This window comes from Bacillota bacterium, from assembly GCA_013178125.1.
Classification (GTDB): domain Bacteria; phylum Bacillota; class SHA-98; order Ch115; family JABLXJ01; genus JABLXL01.
Map to the genome: position 1 here is coordinate 125,453 of JABLXJ010000005.1, position 19,854 is coordinate 145,306.

Genomic DNA, 19,854 nt, shown 5'->3' on the forward strand with positions numbered 1-19,854 from the left:
TTCCGCTAGAACTTTCATGTTCATGCGGGCGCTACCCACCATCATGCTTTGTCTCATCCTCACCCCATCTTCATCTCATTCTCATCCTAATGCTCTGTCTCATTCTCCATCTCATTCCCTGTCTCATCTTGCCCTGAATTTCACCTTGACCTGAATCCTACCTTACCTTGACCTCGAGCTTATCCCGGGTCACCATGACAACCTCGAGGCGCGGATTCTGCATGACATCCAGCCGGGCTGCCAGGTCGTCGACATTTCCCGTGGTCTGAATATCTATAACCGCTATGTTGTTTTCAAACGTACGGCGGTTAACGCCGGTGACCCCGCGCATGTCGCTGAGCGCCCTCATTATCTGATTCATCTGGGTGTAGTTACATCCATTGATGATGATCTGGATGGTCCGGGCGACTCCTCCCGTGCCGCCCACAGCCTTCGGGATATCCCATACGAGCTGCGAAGCCACCTTGGCTGCAAGGGACTTGATAGCCTTGATGCCTGCAGCCTCCGGGGAGAGATCCGCCTGGGTATCGTCAATATTCGAGCTCATCAGGAGCTGGGCCGTCTGGGTGAGGACAACCCGAATGTCGGAAAACGCCTTGCACGAGTGAAACGTGAAGTTCCCGCTCCGCGTGGACGTCAGGTACTTAGAATATACTGTGCCGGTGATCACTATATCCGCAGCAAACCTCTCGCCGAGGGTGACCGCCGCCGAGATATCGCCGGACATGGCCCGCTTTGCCGTGTCGCTTGCCTTTATTGCCTCGACCTGGCGCGGGTCGACAAGGTGATAGCGCACGGCCGTGAGTTGCCTGATTATCTCGGATTCGGCCTGGGACGAGGGCTGCTTACGGTCCAGGTTTAGTTCGTCGATCATCACCATTATGACGGGATTCCCCATCATGTCTATGAGCATCGCGAGGCCATCGAGGTCGTTCCGTATATCGCCGCGCACAACGCGTGCGCGTATCCTCACGTGAACCAGCCCGTCAGGCGTCTGCCAGGGCTCCCCTAGTATCTGATAGGATTGGACGTAACCGCCCGCCTGGGATACAACCCTGTCATAGAACACCTTGAAGTCCCTCATGTCGGTCCGGCTCGCTATGGAGACGCCGGCACCCTGCTCAATGGCGAGCCTGTATGCATCCCGCAGGGCCTCGTCGCGGGCGCGCCCCACATCCTCCCCGACTATAGTCCCGACGCCCTCAACGGTGACCTCCACCGCCGCCCCGGCGGCCTGGGCGGCCTCCGCAACCGAGGCTTGAGTGCAGACTGAAACGCCCGGCAGCAAGACAGCCAGCGCGGGAATGGCCAGGGCGAACAGCATGTTGAAAAGCACCAACCTGTATCTTCCCATAGTTCCCCTTTCCCCCCGGTAAGGTAACCCTTGGTTTTTATGCGATACCTCCTCATACCACGCCTCATACCACGCCACGTGCCGCGTGCCGCCTGTCACGGGGCTACGACGACCACCCTGCACTGCTGCAGCACGCCGCTCATGCCGGCCACGATCACAGCAACATCATCGCTAACGATAATGTCGCCGTCCTGGACCCTCACGGCCCTAATGACGTAGGGATTCCCGCCGATCCTATCCTGCAGCCTCTGCTTCGCTTCGATGACCGAGTTGATATAGGTGGCAAGCCTCGACTGGCAGGCATAATCGTAGTTCGCGACGCCTATCCCGTAGAGGACCTGGCCGCTCGTGGTAACGACCCGGAAGATAGCGCTCTTCCTATACTGCGGGAACATGGATACATCGATAACGATGCCCGTATAGGGGGACGCTGTTGTCGTGATTACGGCAGCTGTCGAGAACTCCGCCTGCCGCGAGGTGTAAATTACCTGGAAGAGCTCCCTGAGGTACATGAGGACCGTCACGGTGCAGCTTATACTGCCATCATCCTCGGTCGTGAAGGTTTCGCTCCCGGGCACGGGCACCGCCCCCTTTATCAGCGCCTCCGTGGCCGCCCTGACATCGTCATTGACCACCATGTAGTCGCGCATGAGGGTCTCGCCCTCGACGTAGACCCCCCTCACCATCTCGGCGAGCTGCCGGTAGGCATCAACTATGGCCCCCCGCCGCGCCAGTTGTTTCTCCTGGGCTATATTCCCCCTCTTCGGAGCCACGGCCGTTCCCTGGACCCTGATCACGCCGTTTGTCCAGTCGATGATCCCGTAATCCGTCTGGGTTATGACTGTGGACGTGGTAATCTGCGTTGTAAAAGTCGTCTGCGCCGACCCCGCGAGCGTGGCGATGACCATTATCCCAGTCACGCACGCGACCATACAGGCTACTCTGATTGCTCTACCCACCTGAGAATCCCCCCTTAAGCGATTAAAATCCCACAATATACTATTTCGTGAGACTGGTGGAAATTCCTCCAGGAGTATCATGCGAGACCTCTGGGCCCTGCTGGCTTGAACCCGGAGAATCCCAATTTTCTGTCGCTCGAGGGAGTACTAAAAGAATCTAAAAAAATGGTGAGGGTCCGTAAAATTGGAAGAAAAATTAAAGAGGGGGCTCTATAAAACCAGAGTCCCCTCTACGCGTGGGGCGGAGATGTCTATGGAGATGTCTATATTTAGCTATACGAAGATATCGCTTCGAGAGATATCAAGATATCACTTCTACACGAACTCTATACGGAGATATCACGGAAATATCGCTCTTAGTGGTATTCCTTTAATATCTCCGGAATCTGCTCGGGCCTGACCCGGCCGTGGACATCGTCCCCGATCATTATGACAGGCGCGAGCCCGCAGGCGCCCAGGCACCTGACGACCTCGAGGGTGAATCGCCCGTCTTTCGTAGTCCCATTGACAGGAATATCGAGCTCTTTTTTCAGGGCCTCCACAACCTCCGCTGCACCCCGGACGTAGCAGGCTGTGCCCAGGCATACGCCGATCTTCCACTTGCCCCTCGGCCTGAGGGTGAAGAACGAATAGAAGGTCGAGACACCGTAGACCTCGCTCGGAGACACCCCGAGTCCGCTCGCAACCCTCTCCTGCACATCCTCGGAAAGGCACCCGAAGAGTTGCTGGGCCTCGTGCAGCACGGGAATCAAAGCCCCGGGGTTCCCCCTGTATTTCCCTATGATTGCATCCAGTTTTGGGAATCTATCATCAACTAAATTGCTCGAGTTGCCCTCGCAGCGGCATTTACACGTGGTAACGCCTGTAACGGCGCTCATAGCGGCCATCTCCTCTCCTGGTTCCTACCATTCCTACCATTCTATGTTATAGCCCTACGTTACAGCATCTCGTCATCCTGTTATGGCCTCTCAGACGCTATGCCATGCCATCCATGCCATGCCACTCATTATGCATTTACCGTTTATACCATCTTAGTCTTATATGCCCATACATCTATGCCTATATGTCTTACACGTCTACACGCCCGCGGCCGACATCGTCTGCCTCTCGAAGGCTGCACGATGGGCACGACCCTCGCGCACGAGCCTTGCGGCATCAGGACCATAGGCAGTATGCAGGAGACGGTGGGCGAGTCCACTCCCCGGTTCCCCGAGGAACGTATCGTAAAGCCGCCGGACTTCGACGTTCTCATGGGACTTGCGGATGGCCTTGCACTCATCTTCCCGGTAGAGGACGGCCGCCCTCAGCTCACGCACCGCCGGGTCCAGGGAAATCGGCTGGCCGCCGCCGCATATGCAACCATTGGGACAGGCCATGATCTCCACAAAATGGTATTTATCAGGCGAATCTTGGGTTCCCGCGAGGAACCTCCCGGCGTTGCCCAGGCCATGCACCACGGCGACCCGGACCTGGGTGCCCGCCACATCGATGGTCGCATGCTTGACGCCATCAAACCCCCGGACCCCCTCAAACCTAACATCTCCAAGCGTCTTCCTGGTTACGATCTCGTATACGCTCCTGAGGGCCGCCTCCATGACGCCGCCCGTGACGCCGAAGATGGTCCCGGCGCCACTCGACATCCCGAGAGGTGAATCAAACTCGCCATCCTCGAGGTTCGCGAAGTCGATACCCGCCGCCTTGATCATCCGGGCGAGTTCACGTGTAGTGAGCACTGCGTCGACATCCTGGGTAAGAGCGCTCGAGGTCCTCATCTCGGGCCGCCCGGCTTCGTATTTCTTGGCCGTGCATGGCATTATCGAAACGCTGAACATCTTCGAGGGATCGATGCCTTTGACCTTCGCATAGTATGACTTTATAACCGCGCCCATCATCTGCTGGGGTGATTTACAGGTCGAGATATGATCGAGGAATTCCGGGTGGAATTGCTCACAGTACCTTATCCAGCCCGGGCTGCACGATGTGACAAGGGGAAGCACCCCGTGCCCGTTGAGCCTTTCGATGAATTCATGCCCTTCCTCCATGATCGTGAGGTCGGCAGCGAACTGTGTATCAAAAACCGCATCAAAGCCCAGCATATGAAGGGCCTGGGCGATCTTGCCCGTAACCGACGTCCCGGCCGGCATGCCGAACTCCTCACCGAGTGCGGCGCGGACCGCCGGCGCGACCTGCACCACCACGTGCTTCCCGGGATCATCCAGAGCATCCCACACGATCCCGGTATCATCCTTCTCGGTGATGGCCCCCACAGGGCACACGGTCGAGCACTGGCCACACGAGGTGCATTTCGCCTCGCCGAGGCCGTGTTCAAATGAGGGCGTAACCAGGGTCTTCCGTCCGCGGTAAGCAAAGGCGAGAGCCCCGACGCCCTGGATATCGCGGCACATTGTGACGCAGCGCCCGCACAGCACGCACTTATCGGTATTGCGGACAATGGACGGGCTCGATGTATCGGGCTCGCGGTGTTCCTTATCACTGATATGATACCTGACCTTCCGGATGCCAAGGTCCCTTGCGAGCGCCTGCAGCTCGCACTTGCCGTTGCGCTCGCAGCTCAAGCAGTCCTGGGGGTGCCCGGCGATCAACAACTCGACTACCGTCTTGCGCGCGGCCCGGACCGCCGCCGTATTGGTCCTGACCACCATTCCCTCGGCCACAGGGTACACACACGAAGCGACCAGGGTCCGCGCGCCCTCGACCTCGACGAGGCACACCCGGCACGCCCCCGAGGGGCCGATGACCGGATGATAACAAAGCGTGGGGATATTGATGCCGGCCCTGCGCGCGGCCTCGAGCACCGTGGCCCCCTGTTGGACCTCGACTTCGCGTCCATCTATAGTAAGCCTGACTGTAGTAGGTTTTGCACTGGCGTTTTTCGCATTCGCAGTCTCCATGATTCTCCTTCCTCTCGTCTCACGTGATGGACCCCACCTATGCGACCTATGAATAGCCCCATAACCCTATAAACCTGTGGCCCTATAGCCCTGGAGCCCTATACTCTAGCTATCGCCTGGAACCTGCACTCGCGCATGCAGACACCGCACTTGAGGCACTTATCCTGGTTGATTACCAGGGGTTTACGCTTTGAGCGGGTAGCGACGGCTGTGGCTACTCCGGCCCTGACACCCGCACCAGCCTCGGCTGCCCCAGCCATAGCTGGCTCTTCCCCGATGAGATCGAGTTCCTCGACGCTCTCCTCGATCGCCCCGGCAGGGCACGCCTTCTGGCACAGGCCGCACCGCCGGCACTTGTCCTGAACGATTTCATACTTGAATAGCGCCTGGCATACTCCGGCGGGGCACCGCCTCTCGCGGATGTGAGCCTCGTATTCATTTCGGAAGTATCTGATTGTGCTCAGAACGGGGTTCGGGGCCGTCTGCCCCAGGCCGCACAGGGCTGTATTCTTGATCGTCTTGCCGAGGTCTTCCAGGAGCTCGATATCGCCCTCCTGGCCCTTGCCCTCGGTTATCCGCGTAAGGATATCAAGCATGACCTTGGTTCCCTCGCGGCACGGTGTGCACTTGCCGCACGACTCGTCCTGCGTGAACTGGAGGAAGAATCGAGCCATGTCGACCATGCATGTGTGGTCGTCCATCACGATAAGGCCGCCCGACCCCATCATGGCGCCCAGCTTCACCAGGGAATCATATTCCATCGGCACATCAAGGTGCTCGGCCGGGATGCACCCGCCAGAGGGGCCACCGGTCTGAGCTGCCTTGAACTTCCTGCCGCCCGGGATCCCGCCGCCAACTTCATAGATGATCTCCCGGAGCGTGGTTCCCATAGGGACCTCCACAAGCCCGGTATTGTTGATCTTCCCGGCAAGGGCGAACACCTTCGTGCCCTTGCTCTTCTCGGTCCCGATCCCGGCGAACCACTCCGGCCCATTGAGAATTATGGGCGGGATGTTGGCATAAGTCTCGACATTATTGATGAGCGTCGGCTTGCCCCAGAGCCCCTCGTTTGCAGGGAATGGCGGCTTAGGATGCGGCATGCCGCGCCGTCCCTCGATGGAGGCGATAAGGGCCGTCTCCTCCCCGCAAACGAAGGCGCCAGCGCCCATCCTGATCTCCAGGTCGAAATCAAAACCCGTGCTGAATATGTTCTTCCCGAGAAGCCCGTACTCCCTCGCCTGCTTGATGGCGATACTGAGCCTCTCAATGGCCAAAGGATACTCCGCCCTCACGTAGATATAACCCTGGTTCGACCCGACAGCATAGCCTGCTATGGCCATAGCCTCGATAACCGAATGTGGATCGCCCTCGAGCACGCTCCTATCCATGAACGCCCCGGGGTCCCCCTCATCCGCATTACAGACCACATACTTGGGTGAGCCCGTGGCCTTCGCGGTGAAGCCCCATTTCACGCCGGTCGGGAAGCCAGCCCCGCCCCTGCCCCTCAGGCCTGAGCGCTTCACAATATCTATGACATCCTCCGGCGCCATCTCGGTCAGGACCCTTCCCAGGGCTTCATAGCCGTCGCGGGCTATATATTCCGTTATATCCTCGGGGTTGATGACCCCGCAATTTCTCAAGACGATCTTTCGCTGCCTCTTGAAGAAGCCTATGTCCTCGAGGCTGACCACGAGCTCGCTCGACTCATCCTTATAGAGCAGCCGCTCGACGGGCCTGCCCTTCAACAGGTGCTCCTCGACGATCTCTGGCACATCCTCGGGCCTGACCTTGCGGTAAAACGTCCCCTCGGGGTAGACCACGACCACGGGTCCCTGGTCGCATGAACCCACGCAACCCGTCTGGATGACCTTGACCTCCTCGTCGAGGCCCTGCTGTGAAACCTCAGCCCACAGGGCCTGCTCTACCGCCTTACACCCGGATGATACGCAACCCGCGCCCGCGCATACCAGGACATGCGCCCTGTAAAATGAATTCATAGGTAGAACTAGCCTCCTTCTGTTCCCCGATAACAATGCAATACCGCGGCCTATCGCGGCCGGTTGCCAATTATTGCCCGACAGCCGCCCTGGCTGCAACAAGGTGCCTTACTACGATCCTTCGCGCATCCTCAGGTGTTACCCTGGTGTATGTCAGGGAAGCATGGCCAGGGATGAGAAGATCCACGACCGGCGGCTTTGCATGTAGTCCTGTGACATCGGTCTGCGTCACCAGGCAATCTGTCAATCCCTGCCGTCTTAGTTCATCGAGAATCGCCATCATCACGTCGCGCGCACCCGCGGCAAGCCCATCGGTCCCCATGTGAACAACAAAGGTGACCCGCGTGCGGGCAACCCTGGGTCCTATACCTGTCATGGCCTCTCGCCTAATCCGCTCAAGCTCCCCAATGGACTTCATCAATAAGTCACCTCGCTCCTGAAATGCTAGACGCTACCCACCCTCCCGACGCCATCCTTTTCATATCGCCTGTGTCTTATCACCTATATCTCCTAGTTTTGATCTAGTTTTGATCGAACCTAGCGCCCATCCTCGCATCCAGGATCTCCCGCTCCATCTCAGCGGACCTCTCGAGCCATTCCCTGTTTGGCCCGATCGTGTTGTACTCCGCCTCGATCCTCGCGTACTCGGCATCGGCATCATAGTCGCCCGCCGCGCGACCAGCAACGTTATACATCCTGCATGCGTCGCCAGCATTAACGACCTTCCTCTCACCTGAATTCACTATAACCCTCGCAACGGCGCCTCTCATCGCCATTCCCTCCTTGCCTTTCAATACCAGCCACACAGTTATGCCAGCCATACCAACCATCCCATCACCCGGTCGTTTCAGACTGGCGCTCTCACCCTTATTTGAGCCGGCATTTAGACTGGCACATTTGCCTGCAGCATTTCGGCCAATCCCCTCGCCCTTGTCATCGCCCTTCACCCTTTTATAGAGAGCAATACTTGTGCCAACTTTCACAATCCCACCTGGCCGAGGGAAAAATGTAGCCCACACCCCCCAACAAAGGGACGGTGTGGGCGGGCCAAACTGAGAAATGACGCACGTTCCCGTATCTTTCCGTAGAATCGTGAAATCCATTATTCCTATATGCCGACCACGCATCACCGGGCCAATTCCGGTCCCCCATCAGGACGTAGTCCACTATTCTGTATGCGGCGCGAGCCCGGGGCCATCAATTCCGTCCCGGTGGGCGGCGAAGCGCGATACTATATGCCATTGCCGGCGTCCAAATATCTGGACGATGCAGTCCATATTCTTGGATTTACACCGAACAGATTCCAGCCTTTGAGGAATATATAGCATATTGGGAGGACAGGCATAGCCCCACCAGCTAAGTCATGGGTTTGAATATAGACTTGGTATTTCACGGGAGTAGATTACATATTCTAGTACCACTATTCGTATATTGAAGTCATAATGAAAGGAGCAACGAGAGACCAATTTGACGTCTAGGTATAGTAATACTATAATAAGAGGTGAAAGAGGTGAAATGGATGAATCTCGCGCTCAAAAAAATCGAAACTCAATTCGGTCCTGAAGTGGCCAATGGGGTGAGGCAGGTTCTTCAAGAACAGTTTGCTCAGGAGTTTGACCAGCAACTTGCCGTCTTGCGGGAGCGTTTGATCGATTCCTTGGAGTCATTCCGCCAAAACGAAATGCTTCCCGCTGGCGAATTACAAAGGCAATCTTACCGGACGCTTGAACAAAAAATCAAAGCGATCGGCAAGATTCTACTTCTCTACAACTCCTCCCCCTCCGCCGTCATTTTCGATCTTAACAAACTACAGGAGCTTGTCGAGGAGATTGAAATGCACTTTGCCGTTCTTGAACGACTCGAATTCCTTGATGAGGGGGAAGGGGTCTCTCCCTCTGAATTTTGGACGTCGCTCGCGCAAGCGCGGCCAGAGGCTTAACAGAATTGCATCCCGCTAAATTTCACCCTTCTATACTGGCAATTGACGTTCCCAGACTACGCGCCATATTTACGACCCCCGCCGCCTGGGATGAACTCAGCCAGCAAATCAAGGTGATTATCGAAGCGATCTGCGCAAACCCCACAATCGGCCAAAGTCTGCACCCTCCCCTTCAAAAATGGCGACGGGTGCGTTTCCCTTCTGCCCCCAAGCCTAATTGGCATATATGGCCAGAATGCGGATTATCTACAAATTTGAAAACGAGGTCGTCGAGTTTTTGCTACTCGGGAGGAGAGATCCCGGAAATCCTAATGATGTCTATCGTTTGGCTGGGCAACGCCAGCGGCAAACCTGACCGGAGTATTATGACACTCTCTAGCGCATAGTAAGACCAAATAATGACCCAAATCTCTACGATTTCGAGGTCGAATGGCCCTCGAGCCCCGAAAAGTTCGAGTTGGGGCATGAAAGGAGCGACAGTAGAAGGACTATGCCAAAAAAGGATAGGGCGAAGATGCTTGACCGGCAAAAGAGGCAGGAAAAGCGCGCAGCAAAGGAACGGCTCAGGCGCAAATCAGCTCAACAGCGCCCGGCCCACGGGGGGTTCTGGGAGCATATCCTAGCATCAGGCGCGCAAGCCCCGCTATACGGCTGCTGGGTTAACGAGGACTATAAGGAAGCGGGTATGGCCAGCGTAATAGTGGCCCGCAGGCTCCCAAATGGCCGCCTGGCCTTTGCGGCTTACCTCGTAGATATACTGGGTCTCGGGCTCAAGGATTGCTTTGGAGATATGAATGCCACTGAAGAGAAATTCCGAGCAAGGATCCTGGACCAGGGGGACGAGGGACTCAAGCATGTTCCATGTAGCTTGCTCCTGGCCCAGCAACTTGTGTGGGGAGGGATGAGGTACGCCCAGCAAAATGGGTTCAGGATCCCCTGGGAATTTAGCACATGGCAGCATATAGTCGGGCCCCTTCCTGAGAAAGAACAGATCCCTCCTGACATGTTTGGGAGGGACGGCAAGCCCTTGATAATCGGCGATCTCGATGACATCGTATCCAGGTCGGTCCGACATTTTGATCCCGGCAAGCTCAAAGAAGAAGGTATAGACTTTATCATAGGGACAGCTTTGGAGAAGATGGAAATAGACATGGACGAGCTCGATGCTGAGAGTTATGATGACGAGGAGGACGAGGGCGGGGAGGACGGGGACGGGGAGCATGCCGGCCATAGGTAATGCACCTCTGTCCCGTCCCCACTCCGCCAAGAAACTTGGCAGGCTAACCCGTGGGTAGGGCGAGACTGCCTAAAATCTTGGCACTTTTACGCGTGACCTACCTAGAAAATAGACATTACCCCAGCTAAGGCCATTTTCATTCCCTGCTGGTGCCGCCCAAGGCGGCATGGGCGTCTGCCAAGAAAGTTGCCACCGCGCACGCTTGCGCGTGATTGGCGCATGCTCAGCACATGATTGGGCTTAAACGCATTCTGTTCTCGGGGCTAAATAGAAAACTATTAATCTATCTTGTAAGCGTAACCTTTTTCAGCCCCCTGGGCTGGTCGGGGTTGAGACCCTTGACCAGCGCGAGATGGAAGCTAAAGAGCTGCATGGGAGCTATATATACGAGGGGCGTGAGCACCTCGTCGAGCTCAAATGGGATCTTGAGCGGGACGGTTCCCATCTCTAAAATCTCAGGCGCCGAGCTCAATACAATGGTCTCCGCCTTCCGGTCGCGAAGCTCCGCGCAAAGCTCCATGACGTTTGGGAACGCCTTGCCCGGCGGCGCGATAACGAAAGTCGGGAAGCCCTCCTCTATTATGGCGATCGGGCCGTGCAAGAAATCAGCGACAGAATAGGGCTGAGACCCCACATAGCATGTCTCCTTGACCTTGAGCGCAGCCTCGAGCGCAGTGCAGTAATTGAACCCCCGGCCGGTCACCACGCACTCCTTCATATAGCGATAGCGCGGCACGATCCCCCTGATGCCCTCCTCCATGGCCAGGACCCGCTCCATATACCCGGGCATTCGTGCAAGCTCACCGAGCAAATCGCTCCTGCCGGCCCACTCGAGCGATAGCATGTAAAACCCCACCAGCTGCGCGACATAGGTTTTTGTCGCAGCCACGCTCTTCTCCTCGCCGGCGCGGCAGAAGATCGCGTGCTCCGCCGTCCTGGCCAGGGCTGATCCCTCGTTATTGGTTATGCCGATCGTCACCGCACCGGCCTCGCGTGCGTGCTTTACGACCTCGACGACATCAAGGCCCTCGCCGGACTGGGAGACGCCAAGGACAAGCGCCTTATCGAGCTTAACCTTCGCCCCGTACAACGTGTAGATCGACGGCGCCGCCAGCGAAACGGGCACGCCGTTTATATACTCGAACAAGTACCTGGCAAGCTGCGCAGCGTTATCAGACGTGCCGCGGGCCGCGATGACGATGCAACCAATATCCCGCTCACGCACGATCCGGGCGAGCCCCCGTATCTTGTCGCCCTCCATCTCCATCATGCGCGCCACCACCTGCGGCTCCTCCATGATCTCGCGGTGCATGTGATAAGAATGGTAGTCTATTCCCGTCACCAATGATCACTCCTTCATGATTCCTCAAATCATTCTCCGATTATCTCAACGATTATCTCAACCAGCACCCCTTTGTCCTTCTCACCATCAAGCTTTGCCATAAAAGATTTATTCTCAGGGACCAAACCCGCCCCTTACCCCCTTACTCAATAGCCCCGCCAATCTCTTAAGCTGTCCAGCGCCAGAAAAAAATACCCCCAATCGCTGGCATTCTGCTCTTGCCCCCTCGGTGAAGCCCCCCTTCGAGATTAGCCATGGTTTCGCGTTCAACATTTGGGCCACTTTCACAAGGGCCTTAACCTCCTTGAGGCCTGCCGCTCTCTGCCGCCATTTAACCTGAACCGCCCACCTTTCCTCCCCTATGCCCAGGCATTCCAACTCCACTTGCCCATCCGCGGTAGAAAATGAGGTGACTTCCGTGAAGCGGGGCAAGACAATTACTCCTTCCCTCCCTAAGAGCTGGCCTTCAATTTCCTGTCCAGCGAATTTGCGCATCAACTCCCGTACCTCCGCCTCTTTGGAAACACCTAGCTCAGTCGAGACAGCTTGAAACTGCTCCTGAAGACGGCGGAGCAGATCCTCTAAGATTTCCTCGGACGGCCAATCCTCAATCTCGATGCCATTATTGATATTCAAAAGCCAGTAACGCAGGACTGGATCGACAAAATAATACCGTTTTTCTCTCTCGCGGAGCAAATCTACATCCAGAAGGGATCGCAGGTAATTTCCCACGGTAGAGTAAGCCACGCGTAGTTTTTTCGCTAGCGTGCTTGCCGTTTGTCCCTCTTCGAGGGCGAGAAGACGCAGTATCTGTTGTAAGGCCGCAAAACCTCGCGCCTTTTCCAGAGAAATATCATATTGATACCGACAAAAGTCATAAATCTTTCCCTCCGTTGACAGGGTTTCTAACACGAAGGCAATACGGATCAGACCAGGTTCAAAGGGCAGGCCATCGCGTTCATGTAGGAGCTGGGCGCGGGAGCATAACTGGCGAATATAAAAGGGATGGCCGGCGCTCAGATGGAAGAGCTCCCGCAAAATTGCCTGGTTCCCCTTCAGGCCGGGAAAAAGTTTGCTCGCCAATTCTGCGGTATCTCTCTCGTCAAAACCCCGGAGAACAATCTTGTTGAACTGCCCAAATAAGGGGCTTTGGTGTTCAGCGACGATCTGATTCATGACGGTGATGGCTGAACCCGCTAATAAATAAGAAACGCGGCTTTGTTTTTCCATCGCCCCGCGAAAAACGGCCACCACATTTTTACATTCAGGGTAATTGGACAGGTTCACCAGCGTCTGGAACTCATCTAGACAAAGCACCACCTTTTTCCCGGTGGCTTGGCCTAGAAGTTCAGGGAATCCGAAAGCGAATTGTAATAGTCGGAGGCGGTCGGGCTTTTGTTTTTCCAGTTCTCGGAGTAAATCTGTTAGCATTTCATGCGCCACTTGCGGTCCGCGTGTCTTCGCGCGTATTAAGAGGTCAAGGGGGGAGAAGTAGCCAAAGGGACTGGTATTACCGTGTTCCCAAAGCCAGTAAAGGCACATGCCCAGGTAGCCGCTGGCAAAGGTCTCCGGGGAACTGGTGATATCTTCAAAATCAATATAAATGGGAAGAATCTCTGGCCTCTTGCTAAGGAGCTGTCGAAACCATTCCTTGATGAGAAGGGTTTTGCCAATCCGCCGGGGGCCAAATAAGGTAGTGTGCTGAGGGATCCCCCTCAAATGCTGCTCCAGATAAAAATCCAGGGTTTTTAGCTCTTTCCGGCGATTCGTAAATAAACTGCGAACCCCTTCCGGGTAGAAGAAATCCATGTTCACCCTCCCCCGCTTAGCTCATTTGAGCGTCACGGTCAGATGAGCTAAACAAAGATAATATACCACAAAGCGGGGTAGAATACAAGCCATTCTGCAACCGTGCAACCGTCGCCACTGTCAGCTGGTGATTGCTATCACCGCGCTGGCGGCTCGGTCGGTATCCGTAGCCTCTTTATGATCTCGTTGAGCGTTGTGCGGCCCATGCCGAGCCGCTCTGCGGCCCTCGCCTGCACCCAGCCGGATTCCTCGAGCGCCTCCAGGATGAGGCGCCTTTGATATGCCTCGACGGCCTCCTTGAAGGAAATCTCCCCGGAGGCTCCACCCACTCCGGGTGTCCCGGGTGCTCCAGGCGCTCTAGGCATTCCAGGCATTCCAAGCGCTCCAGGCGCCCCAGGCACCTCACCGCCGCCTGCCGCCGTTCCCGCCCCCCGCTGTCGCGCCAGCGCCTCCCGCACCTCCTCCGGGAGGTCCTCGAGCACGATAACGGACCCCTCGCCCAGGATCATGGCGCGCTCAACGACATTCTCGAGCTCCCTCACGTTCCCGGGCCAGTCGTAAGCCACCAGGGCCTCCATGGCATCCGGGGAGAACCGCGTCGGGCCCTTGCCCACCTTCTCCCAGACCTTCCCGGCGAAATGCTTGGCGAGGAGCGGGATATCATCCTTGCGCTCCCTGAGCGGGGGCAGGGTTATATTTATGACATTGAGCCTGTAGAATAAATCCCGCCGGAATGCGCCCTTCTCAATAGCGGCCTCGAGGTCGCGGTTGGTGGCGACGATCACGCGCACATCCACTCGCCTGGTCGTCGTCTCCCCAACCCTTATGAACTCCCGGTTCTGGAGAAACCTGAGGAGCTTGGCCTGGAGCGCGAGGCTGATGTCGCCTATCTCATCAAGGAATATAGTCCCCGAGTCGGCCTCCTCGAATAAGCCGCGCTTGGCCGAGACCGCGCCCGTAAACGCGCCCCTGGCGTGCCCGAAGAGCTCGCTCTCCAGGAGGTTTTCCGGCAAAGCGGCACAGTTTATGCTCACAAAGGGCTTCTCGCTCCTGGGGCTGTAATGGTGAAGCGCCCTCGCCACGAGCTCCTTTCCCGTGCCGCTCTCCCCCCGGATAAGCACGGTTGAGTCGGCCTTTGCCACCTTCTCTATCAACTGGTAGATCTCCTGCATCTTCCTGCTGTTGCCCACGATTCCACTGAATCTGCCCCTGGCAGCCTTCAGCTCATCCTTGAGGCGCCTGTTTTCCCGGATTATCCTCCGCTGGTCGATGGCCTTTCGGATGACCACCTTGACTTCCTCTATCTTGAACGGCTTAGGGATATAGTCATAGGCGCCCTTCTTCATGGCCTCGACCGCGGTCTCGACGGTCGAGTAGCCTGTAATCATGATGATTATGGCATCGGAATTGAGCTCCCTCGCCCGCTCCAGGAGCTGCATCCCATCCATCCCAGGCATCATAAGATCCGTGATCACCACGTCGAAATCCTCTTCACGCATCCTCTTGAGCGCATCCTCGCCGCTCGTGGCGGAGGAGACATTATAGCCATCCTCCGATAGGATAATCTCGAGGAAATCGCACATCTTCTGCTCGTCGTCAACGACAAGTATCCTCTCCCCTGCCATGCCATTCACCTCATTTGACGTGCCGGACACACTACGCTGACCCGCCATACATATTATTCTTGTATTACTACTCCACTTTTTACTACTCCACTTTCCATCTATCACCTGCTGAGCGGGAGCTCTACTACAAAGGTGCTCCCCTTATTCACCTTGCTTGTAACCCTTATACTACCACCATACTTCTTCACGATCCCGTAGCTGACGGAAAGGCCAAGCCCGGTCCCTTGGCCCACCTCCTTGGTGGTGAAAAAAGGATCAAATATCCTGCTCAGATTCTCCTCGGGGATGCCGCATCCAGTGTCGGTGAACTCAACCTCGAGCCACCGGTCCACCTCCGCCCCGGCTCCCGCTCTCCCCGGGCTTTCCGCCTGCCCCGCCTCCAGACTCTCATCGCATGCAGGTCCCGCTGGTGCCGTCCTCAGCGGCGCCGCCCCAGCCACTGTTATCCCAGCCACTGCCGCCCCCGCCGCTTCCGCCCTCACCGGGGCGGGCGGGGCCCCTGCTTCCGCCACTGGTCCCGGTCCCGATCCCGCGGCCGCATCATGCTGTTGCCTCTGCCTATCAACAACCCGGGTCGCGACCGCCAGCCGCCCGCCGCCCCGCATCGCCTGGATGGCGTTCAGCACTATATTCAGGAATACCTGCTCCAGCTCGCCCTGGTCGGCCAGGACCTCGGGATCCAGCTCCTCCGCTGCCATGTCGACGAGAAGCTCGATCCCTCTATAGGTCATCTGCCGCTCGACCAGGCTCAAGGTCCGCCTGATAGCCTCATTCACCTTACATTTCTCGGATGTCCGCGGGGCAGGCCGCGCGAAGCTCAGGAGGCTCCGCACGATCTCGGCGATCCGGTCAACCTCCTCTGCTATAATCCCGAGGCGCTTTACCGCCGCCCCCCCGCCCTTCAACTCATTCAGGAGAAGCTCCGTATAGCCGGATATCAAAGACAACGGGGTGTTTATCTCGTGCGCAACCCCGGCGGCAAGCTGGCCGAGCGCCGCAAGCTTGTCAGATTGCGCCAGCTTATCCTCGAGCCGCTTCTTCTCGGTGACATCCTCCGTTATGACAACGGCACCGTGAACATTCGAAGTCCCGTTCCGCAGGGGATACATCTTTACATTCACGATCACGGTGCGGTCCTCGATTTCATACTTGAACCCCGTGATCTCGACCGGGCGCGCCTGCCTGATGGCCCGGTCCAGGGCCCTCATAAATTCCTCCGTCCCCAGCCCAGGGAGGGCATCGGGTAGATACCTGCCGACAACTGCGCGCCCGCCGCTCAGCGCCGAGACCCTTCCCCCTGCGTCGTTGAACGTCGTGATCATGCAGTTCCTGTCAACAACTATAATGCCCTCCGTGATGCTCTCTACGATGTTCCTGTTGTAATCCCTCAGGGCTGCGATCTCTTCATTGGTCTTCTCGAGCTCATTTATCAGATAAGGGAGGCACATCTTGTTCTCCGCGAGCCCGCGATAAACAGCGATGGCCTTTTCCCGGCAGGTATTATAGCCGCAGGCCCCGCAATTGAGCTCATCCTCGGGCCTAGTCTTGTTAAGCTCCCGCAGTATCCTCTGGATATCAGCTTCACCGGGGACGGGCAGCTTGACGCTCTTATCACCATATGCGCGGCGCGCCACTATCTCCGGGAAGGAAGGGTCCCCCTTTTGTCGTGCCTCTTGCCCTTCCTGTCCCCGCTGCCTCTCTTGCCCTTCACGCCCCTCATTCCCCTCGCGCTGCCCTCTCCTTGCGAAATCTACGACAACCTTCCTCCGGACATAGCTCACCAGGGGGCTTGTCATCATGGGCCCATTGATACAGCCCTCGCAAAAGAGCATGTCGACAAACTCGGGATTCGCCGCCCCGCGGGAGAGCAAGTCCAGGAACTCGAGGCAGTTATCCTTTCCCTCTACAACAACGATGTCGTTTTCCATCATGTCGGCCCGCATCGCCGCGCTCTTCAAGAGGCCGCCCGAAACCGGGTAGAGCCTGCCCAGGGAGGCTGTGGAACCGTCAAACGAAGCTGGCTCAAGGGCCTGGGGCTTTATCCCGGCGGAGCCAAGCATCCTCTTGAACTCCTGAAACGTCAGCACAGCATCCACCGCATCGCTGACGTCCTCATCCAGGATCTCGCTCTTCTTGGCAACGCACGGGCCGATAAAGACAACCTTGACCAAGCTATCGCCTGTATCATAACCCACGTTGTCAGTAATGTCGCTATCAACACCGTCATTGACACCATTATTGACACTGCCATTGACACCGCCACCGGCGGCGCCAATGGCGGCACTACAAACGGCGTCCCTTTCACCCTGAAATTTTTGTCCCTGGGCCTTTTGCTTCTGGGCCTTGATCATCCTGCCGAGCGCGACCATGGGCGAGACGACGGGAGCGAGCCTGGGGATCAGGTTCGGGTATCGCTTCTCAACAAGGTTCACCACCGCAGGGCAGGGCGTGCTTATCATCCCACGGGCGCGGTTCGCCGTCTTGAGCAAGTCAACATACTCCTGGGTTACCCTGTCCGCGCCCCAGGCCACCTCATAGACCGCGTCAAATCCAAGCTTCTTAGCGGCAGCTACAACCTGGCCCGGGCGGCAACGCGGGAATTCGGCGACGAACGATGGAGCAAGGGCCGCGATAACTTCCCCATCTCTAGTCCCATTCCTGCCTCCATCCCCATCCCCATCCCTATCCCTATCCCTATCCTCATCCCTATCCCTGAAGAACCCCGCGACCCTTTCGGTGTCGTCCTGGATCCGCTTGGCGTTCTGAGAGCAGACGCGGACGCAGTGCCCGCACGAGATACAGAGCTCCGGGATGACCTTTGCTTGCCCGTTTTCGACCTTTATAGCCTTTACGGGGCAGTTGCGTATGCACGAGTAGCACCTCTTGCACTTGCCCTCAATGGTTGTGACGATCTCCACCATGGCTCCGGCTTCACTCCCCTCGTTCCCCTCGATTCATAATTCTATCATTTTGCGGGGAAAAAGGTAAGGGGACAGCAAAACGCCAAAGCGCAATAGCGCGCGCCCCTCCATTCCATCCGGCGGGCTCTTGCGCACAGGCCTGACAAAGGATGCGAAGGTTAAGGTTATTGTAATGAAGCTGGGAATATAGTAGGATTATGTTTGACCGAAAATCGCTACATTGCCAAGCTACAAATTCAACTCTCAGTAAGAATGCGAAGTAAGAATGCGAAGGAGAGAACTCAAGTGCAGCATAGGGTGACACTCATTCCCGGCGACGGGACAGGCCCTGAATTGACGGAGGCGGCTGTGAAGGTGATAGAGGCGACAGGCGTGAAAATTGACTGGGACGTCCAGGAGGCGGGCGCGGATGTGATCGATAAATACGGCACGCCCCTGCCCGATCATGTCCTCGACTCGATAAGACGCAACCGCGTCGCACTAAAGGGGCCTATAACCACGCCCATAGGAACGGGCTTTCGCAGCGTCAATGTGGCCCTGCGCCAGGTTTTGAACCTATATGCCTGTGTAAGACCCTGCAAGAGTTATCCCGGCGTGAGGTCGAGGTATAGCGGCATCGACCTCGTGTTGATAAGGGAAAATAGCGAGGACCTCTACGCCGGCGTTGAGTTCGACCTGGGCTCCCCGGAGGCGAAGCAGATAATCGGCATGGCCCGCGGGAAGATCCGGGACGACTCCGCGATCTCCATAAAGCCTATATCGCGAACGGCCTCCGAGCGGATCGTCAGGTTCGCCTTCGAATACGCCCTCGCAAATGGCCGTAAGAAGGTCACAGCCGTGGCGAAGGCGAACATTATGAAGTTCACTGATGGCCTCTTCTACCAGGTCGCGCGGGAGGTTGCAAAGGATTACGAAGGCCGCATAGCGTACGAGGAGCGGCTTGTCGACAACATGTGCATGCAGCTAGTCCAGGTGCCGGAGGCATATGATGTTCTCGTCCTCCCAAACCTTTACGGCGATATCCTCTCCGACCTCGCTGCGGGGCTGGTCGGCGGGCTCGGCGTCGCGCCGGGGGCCAACATCGGCGACGGCGTGGCGATATTTGAGCCGACCCACGGCTCAGCGCCGAAATACAAGGGGCTCAACAAGGTCAATCCCACGGCCCTCATCCTGTCCGGGATGCTGATGCTGCGGTACCTTGGGGAACGCGAGGCAGCAGGCCGCATCGAACGCGCCGTAGCAGCGGTCATCGCTGAGGGCAAGTATGTAACATATGATATGAAAGCAGATCGGAATGACCCATCCGCTGTGGGAACCCGAGAGATGGCAGATGCAATAATCGCTAGTATGAATCAATAAGCGCCAGCATGGGTTGAATGTTGTTGAACATTATTGTTAAACATTCGTGATGGCTCTGATATCTGTTGATCCTCATGCTGCCCGCGGCTATACCAGCACCCGTGGCTAAACCAGCTCGTGGCATCATGTCTAGACAGGTAGGGGGATGAAAATGCCTATATGCCTGTGCTAAAAATGCCCGAATTGAAGATCTGTATATTTATGAAGCATCCTCCATCTGGTCAGGATATGAGAATAAAAGTTAACTGCAATACAGAAATATAACCCCGATCGGGGTTATATTTTTAAATATTAGATACGCTACTAGATATGCCACTCAAGTTTGCATGTGACTGACATGATTTCATGGTGCAGTGTATAAGTCAGAAGTCAGCGCGTATAGCGTGAGGTCAGCGTGCAC

General features: G+C 56.8%; 14 protein-coding genes. 3 read left to right on the forward strand and 11 right to left on the reverse strand.

From position 1 onward, the window contains the following. Positions 1-157: 157 nt before the first annotated feature. From HPY71_06050 to HPY71_06080, 7 genes are all read right to left on the reverse strand, one after another. Positions 158-1,354 carry a hypothetical protein gene (locus HPY71_06050; protein NPV53069.1) on the reverse strand — a complete coding sequence of 399 codons (1,197 nt, stop codon included), beginning with the start codon at positions 1,352-1,354 and terminating at the stop codon, positions 158-160. Positions 1,355-1,449: 95 nt separating this feature from the next. Then, a complete protein-coding gene (locus tag HPY71_06055) occupies positions 1,450-2,313 on the reverse strand; it encodes a hypothetical protein (GenBank protein ID NPV53070.1) in 864 nt (287 codons plus the stop codon). Between the two features lie 356 nt (positions 2,314-2,669). Then, positions 2,670-3,191 (reverse strand): NAD(P)H-dependent oxidoreductase subunit E, encoded by a 522-nt coding sequence (locus tag HPY71_06060; GenBank protein NPV53071.1) that lies wholly within the window; start codon positions 3,189-3,191, stop codon positions 2,670-2,672. A 198-nt stretch (positions 3,192-3,389) separates the two neighbouring features. Then, a complete protein-coding gene (locus tag HPY71_06065) occupies positions 3,390-5,225 on the reverse strand; it encodes a 2Fe-2S iron-sulfur cluster binding domain-containing protein (GenBank protein ID NPV53072.1) in 1,836 nt (611 codons plus the stop codon). A gap of 98 nt (positions 5,226-5,323) precedes the next feature. Continuing rightward, positions 5,324-7,222, reverse strand: a complete 1,899-nt coding sequence (gene nuoF / locus HPY71_06070; protein NPV53073.1) for an NADH-quinone oxidoreductase subunit NuoF — start codon at positions 7,220-7,222, stop codon at positions 5,324-5,326. Positions 7,223-7,292: 70 nt separating this feature from the next. Further along, complete coding sequence (locus HPY71_06075) at positions 7,293-7,640, reverse strand: (2Fe-2S) ferredoxin domain-containing protein (protein ID NPV53074.1); 348 nt, start codon at positions 7,638-7,640, stop codon at positions 7,293-7,295. A 103-nt stretch (positions 7,641-7,743) separates the two neighbouring features. Then, the gene (locus HPY71_06080) at positions 7,744-8,205 is read right to left on the reverse strand and encodes a hypothetical protein (protein ID NPV53075.1); all 462 of its coding nucleotides are present in this window, start codon (positions 8,203-8,205) and stop codon (positions 7,744-7,746) included. Between the two features lie 527 nt (positions 8,206-8,732). On the opposite strand from HPY71_06080, the gene HPY71_06085 reads away from it, so the two are divergent. Continuing rightward, positions 8,733-9,161 (forward strand): hypothetical protein, encoded by a 429-nt coding sequence (locus tag HPY71_06085; protein NPV53076.1) that lies wholly within the window; start codon positions 8,733-8,735, stop codon positions 9,159-9,161. 490 nt (positions 9,162-9,651) lie between these two features. Continuing rightward, positions 9,652-10,398 carry a hypothetical protein gene (locus HPY71_06090; protein ID NPV53077.1) on the forward strand — a complete coding sequence of 249 codons (747 nt, stop codon included), beginning with the start codon at positions 9,652-9,654 and terminating at the stop codon, positions 10,396-10,398. Between the two features lie 283 nt (positions 10,399-10,681). On the opposite strand, the gene HPY71_06095 is transcribed toward HPY71_06090, so the two are convergent. The 4 genes from HPY71_06095 to HPY71_06110 all read right to left on the reverse strand — a co-directional run bounded on the left by HPY71_06095 (position 10,682) and on the right by HPY71_06110 (position 18,095). After that, positions 10,682-11,740, reverse strand: coding sequence for an SIS domain-containing protein (locus HPY71_06095; GenBank protein ID NPV53078.1), 1,059 nt, complete (start codon positions 11,738-11,740; stop codon positions 10,682-10,684). Positions 11,741-11,854: 114 nt separating this feature from the next. After that, positions 11,855-13,549 carry an AAA family ATPase gene (locus tag HPY71_06100; protein NPV53079.1) on the reverse strand — a complete coding sequence of 565 codons (1,695 nt, stop codon included), beginning with the start codon at positions 13,547-13,549 and terminating at the stop codon, positions 11,855-11,857. Positions 13,550-13,686: 137 nt separating this feature from the next. Further along, on the reverse strand, positions 13,687-15,174 hold the full coding sequence (locus HPY71_06105) for a sigma-54-dependent Fis family transcriptional regulator (protein ID NPV53080.1): 1,488 nt from the start codon (positions 15,172-15,174) through the stop codon (positions 13,687-13,689). Between the two features lie 101 nt (positions 15,175-15,275). Next, positions 15,276-18,095, reverse strand: a complete 2,820-nt coding sequence (locus tag HPY71_06110) for a PAS domain-containing protein (protein ID NPV53081.1) — start codon at positions 18,093-18,095, stop codon at positions 15,276-15,278. Between the two features lie 285 nt (positions 18,096-18,380). Here HPY71_06110 and HPY71_06115 point away from each other — a divergent pair, with 285 nt between their 5' ends. Further along, a complete protein-coding gene (locus HPY71_06115; protein NPV53082.1) occupies positions 18,381-19,454 on the forward strand; it encodes an isocitrate/isopropylmalate dehydrogenase family protein in 1,074 nt (357 codons plus the stop codon). Positions 19,455-19,854: the final 400 nt, after the last annotated feature.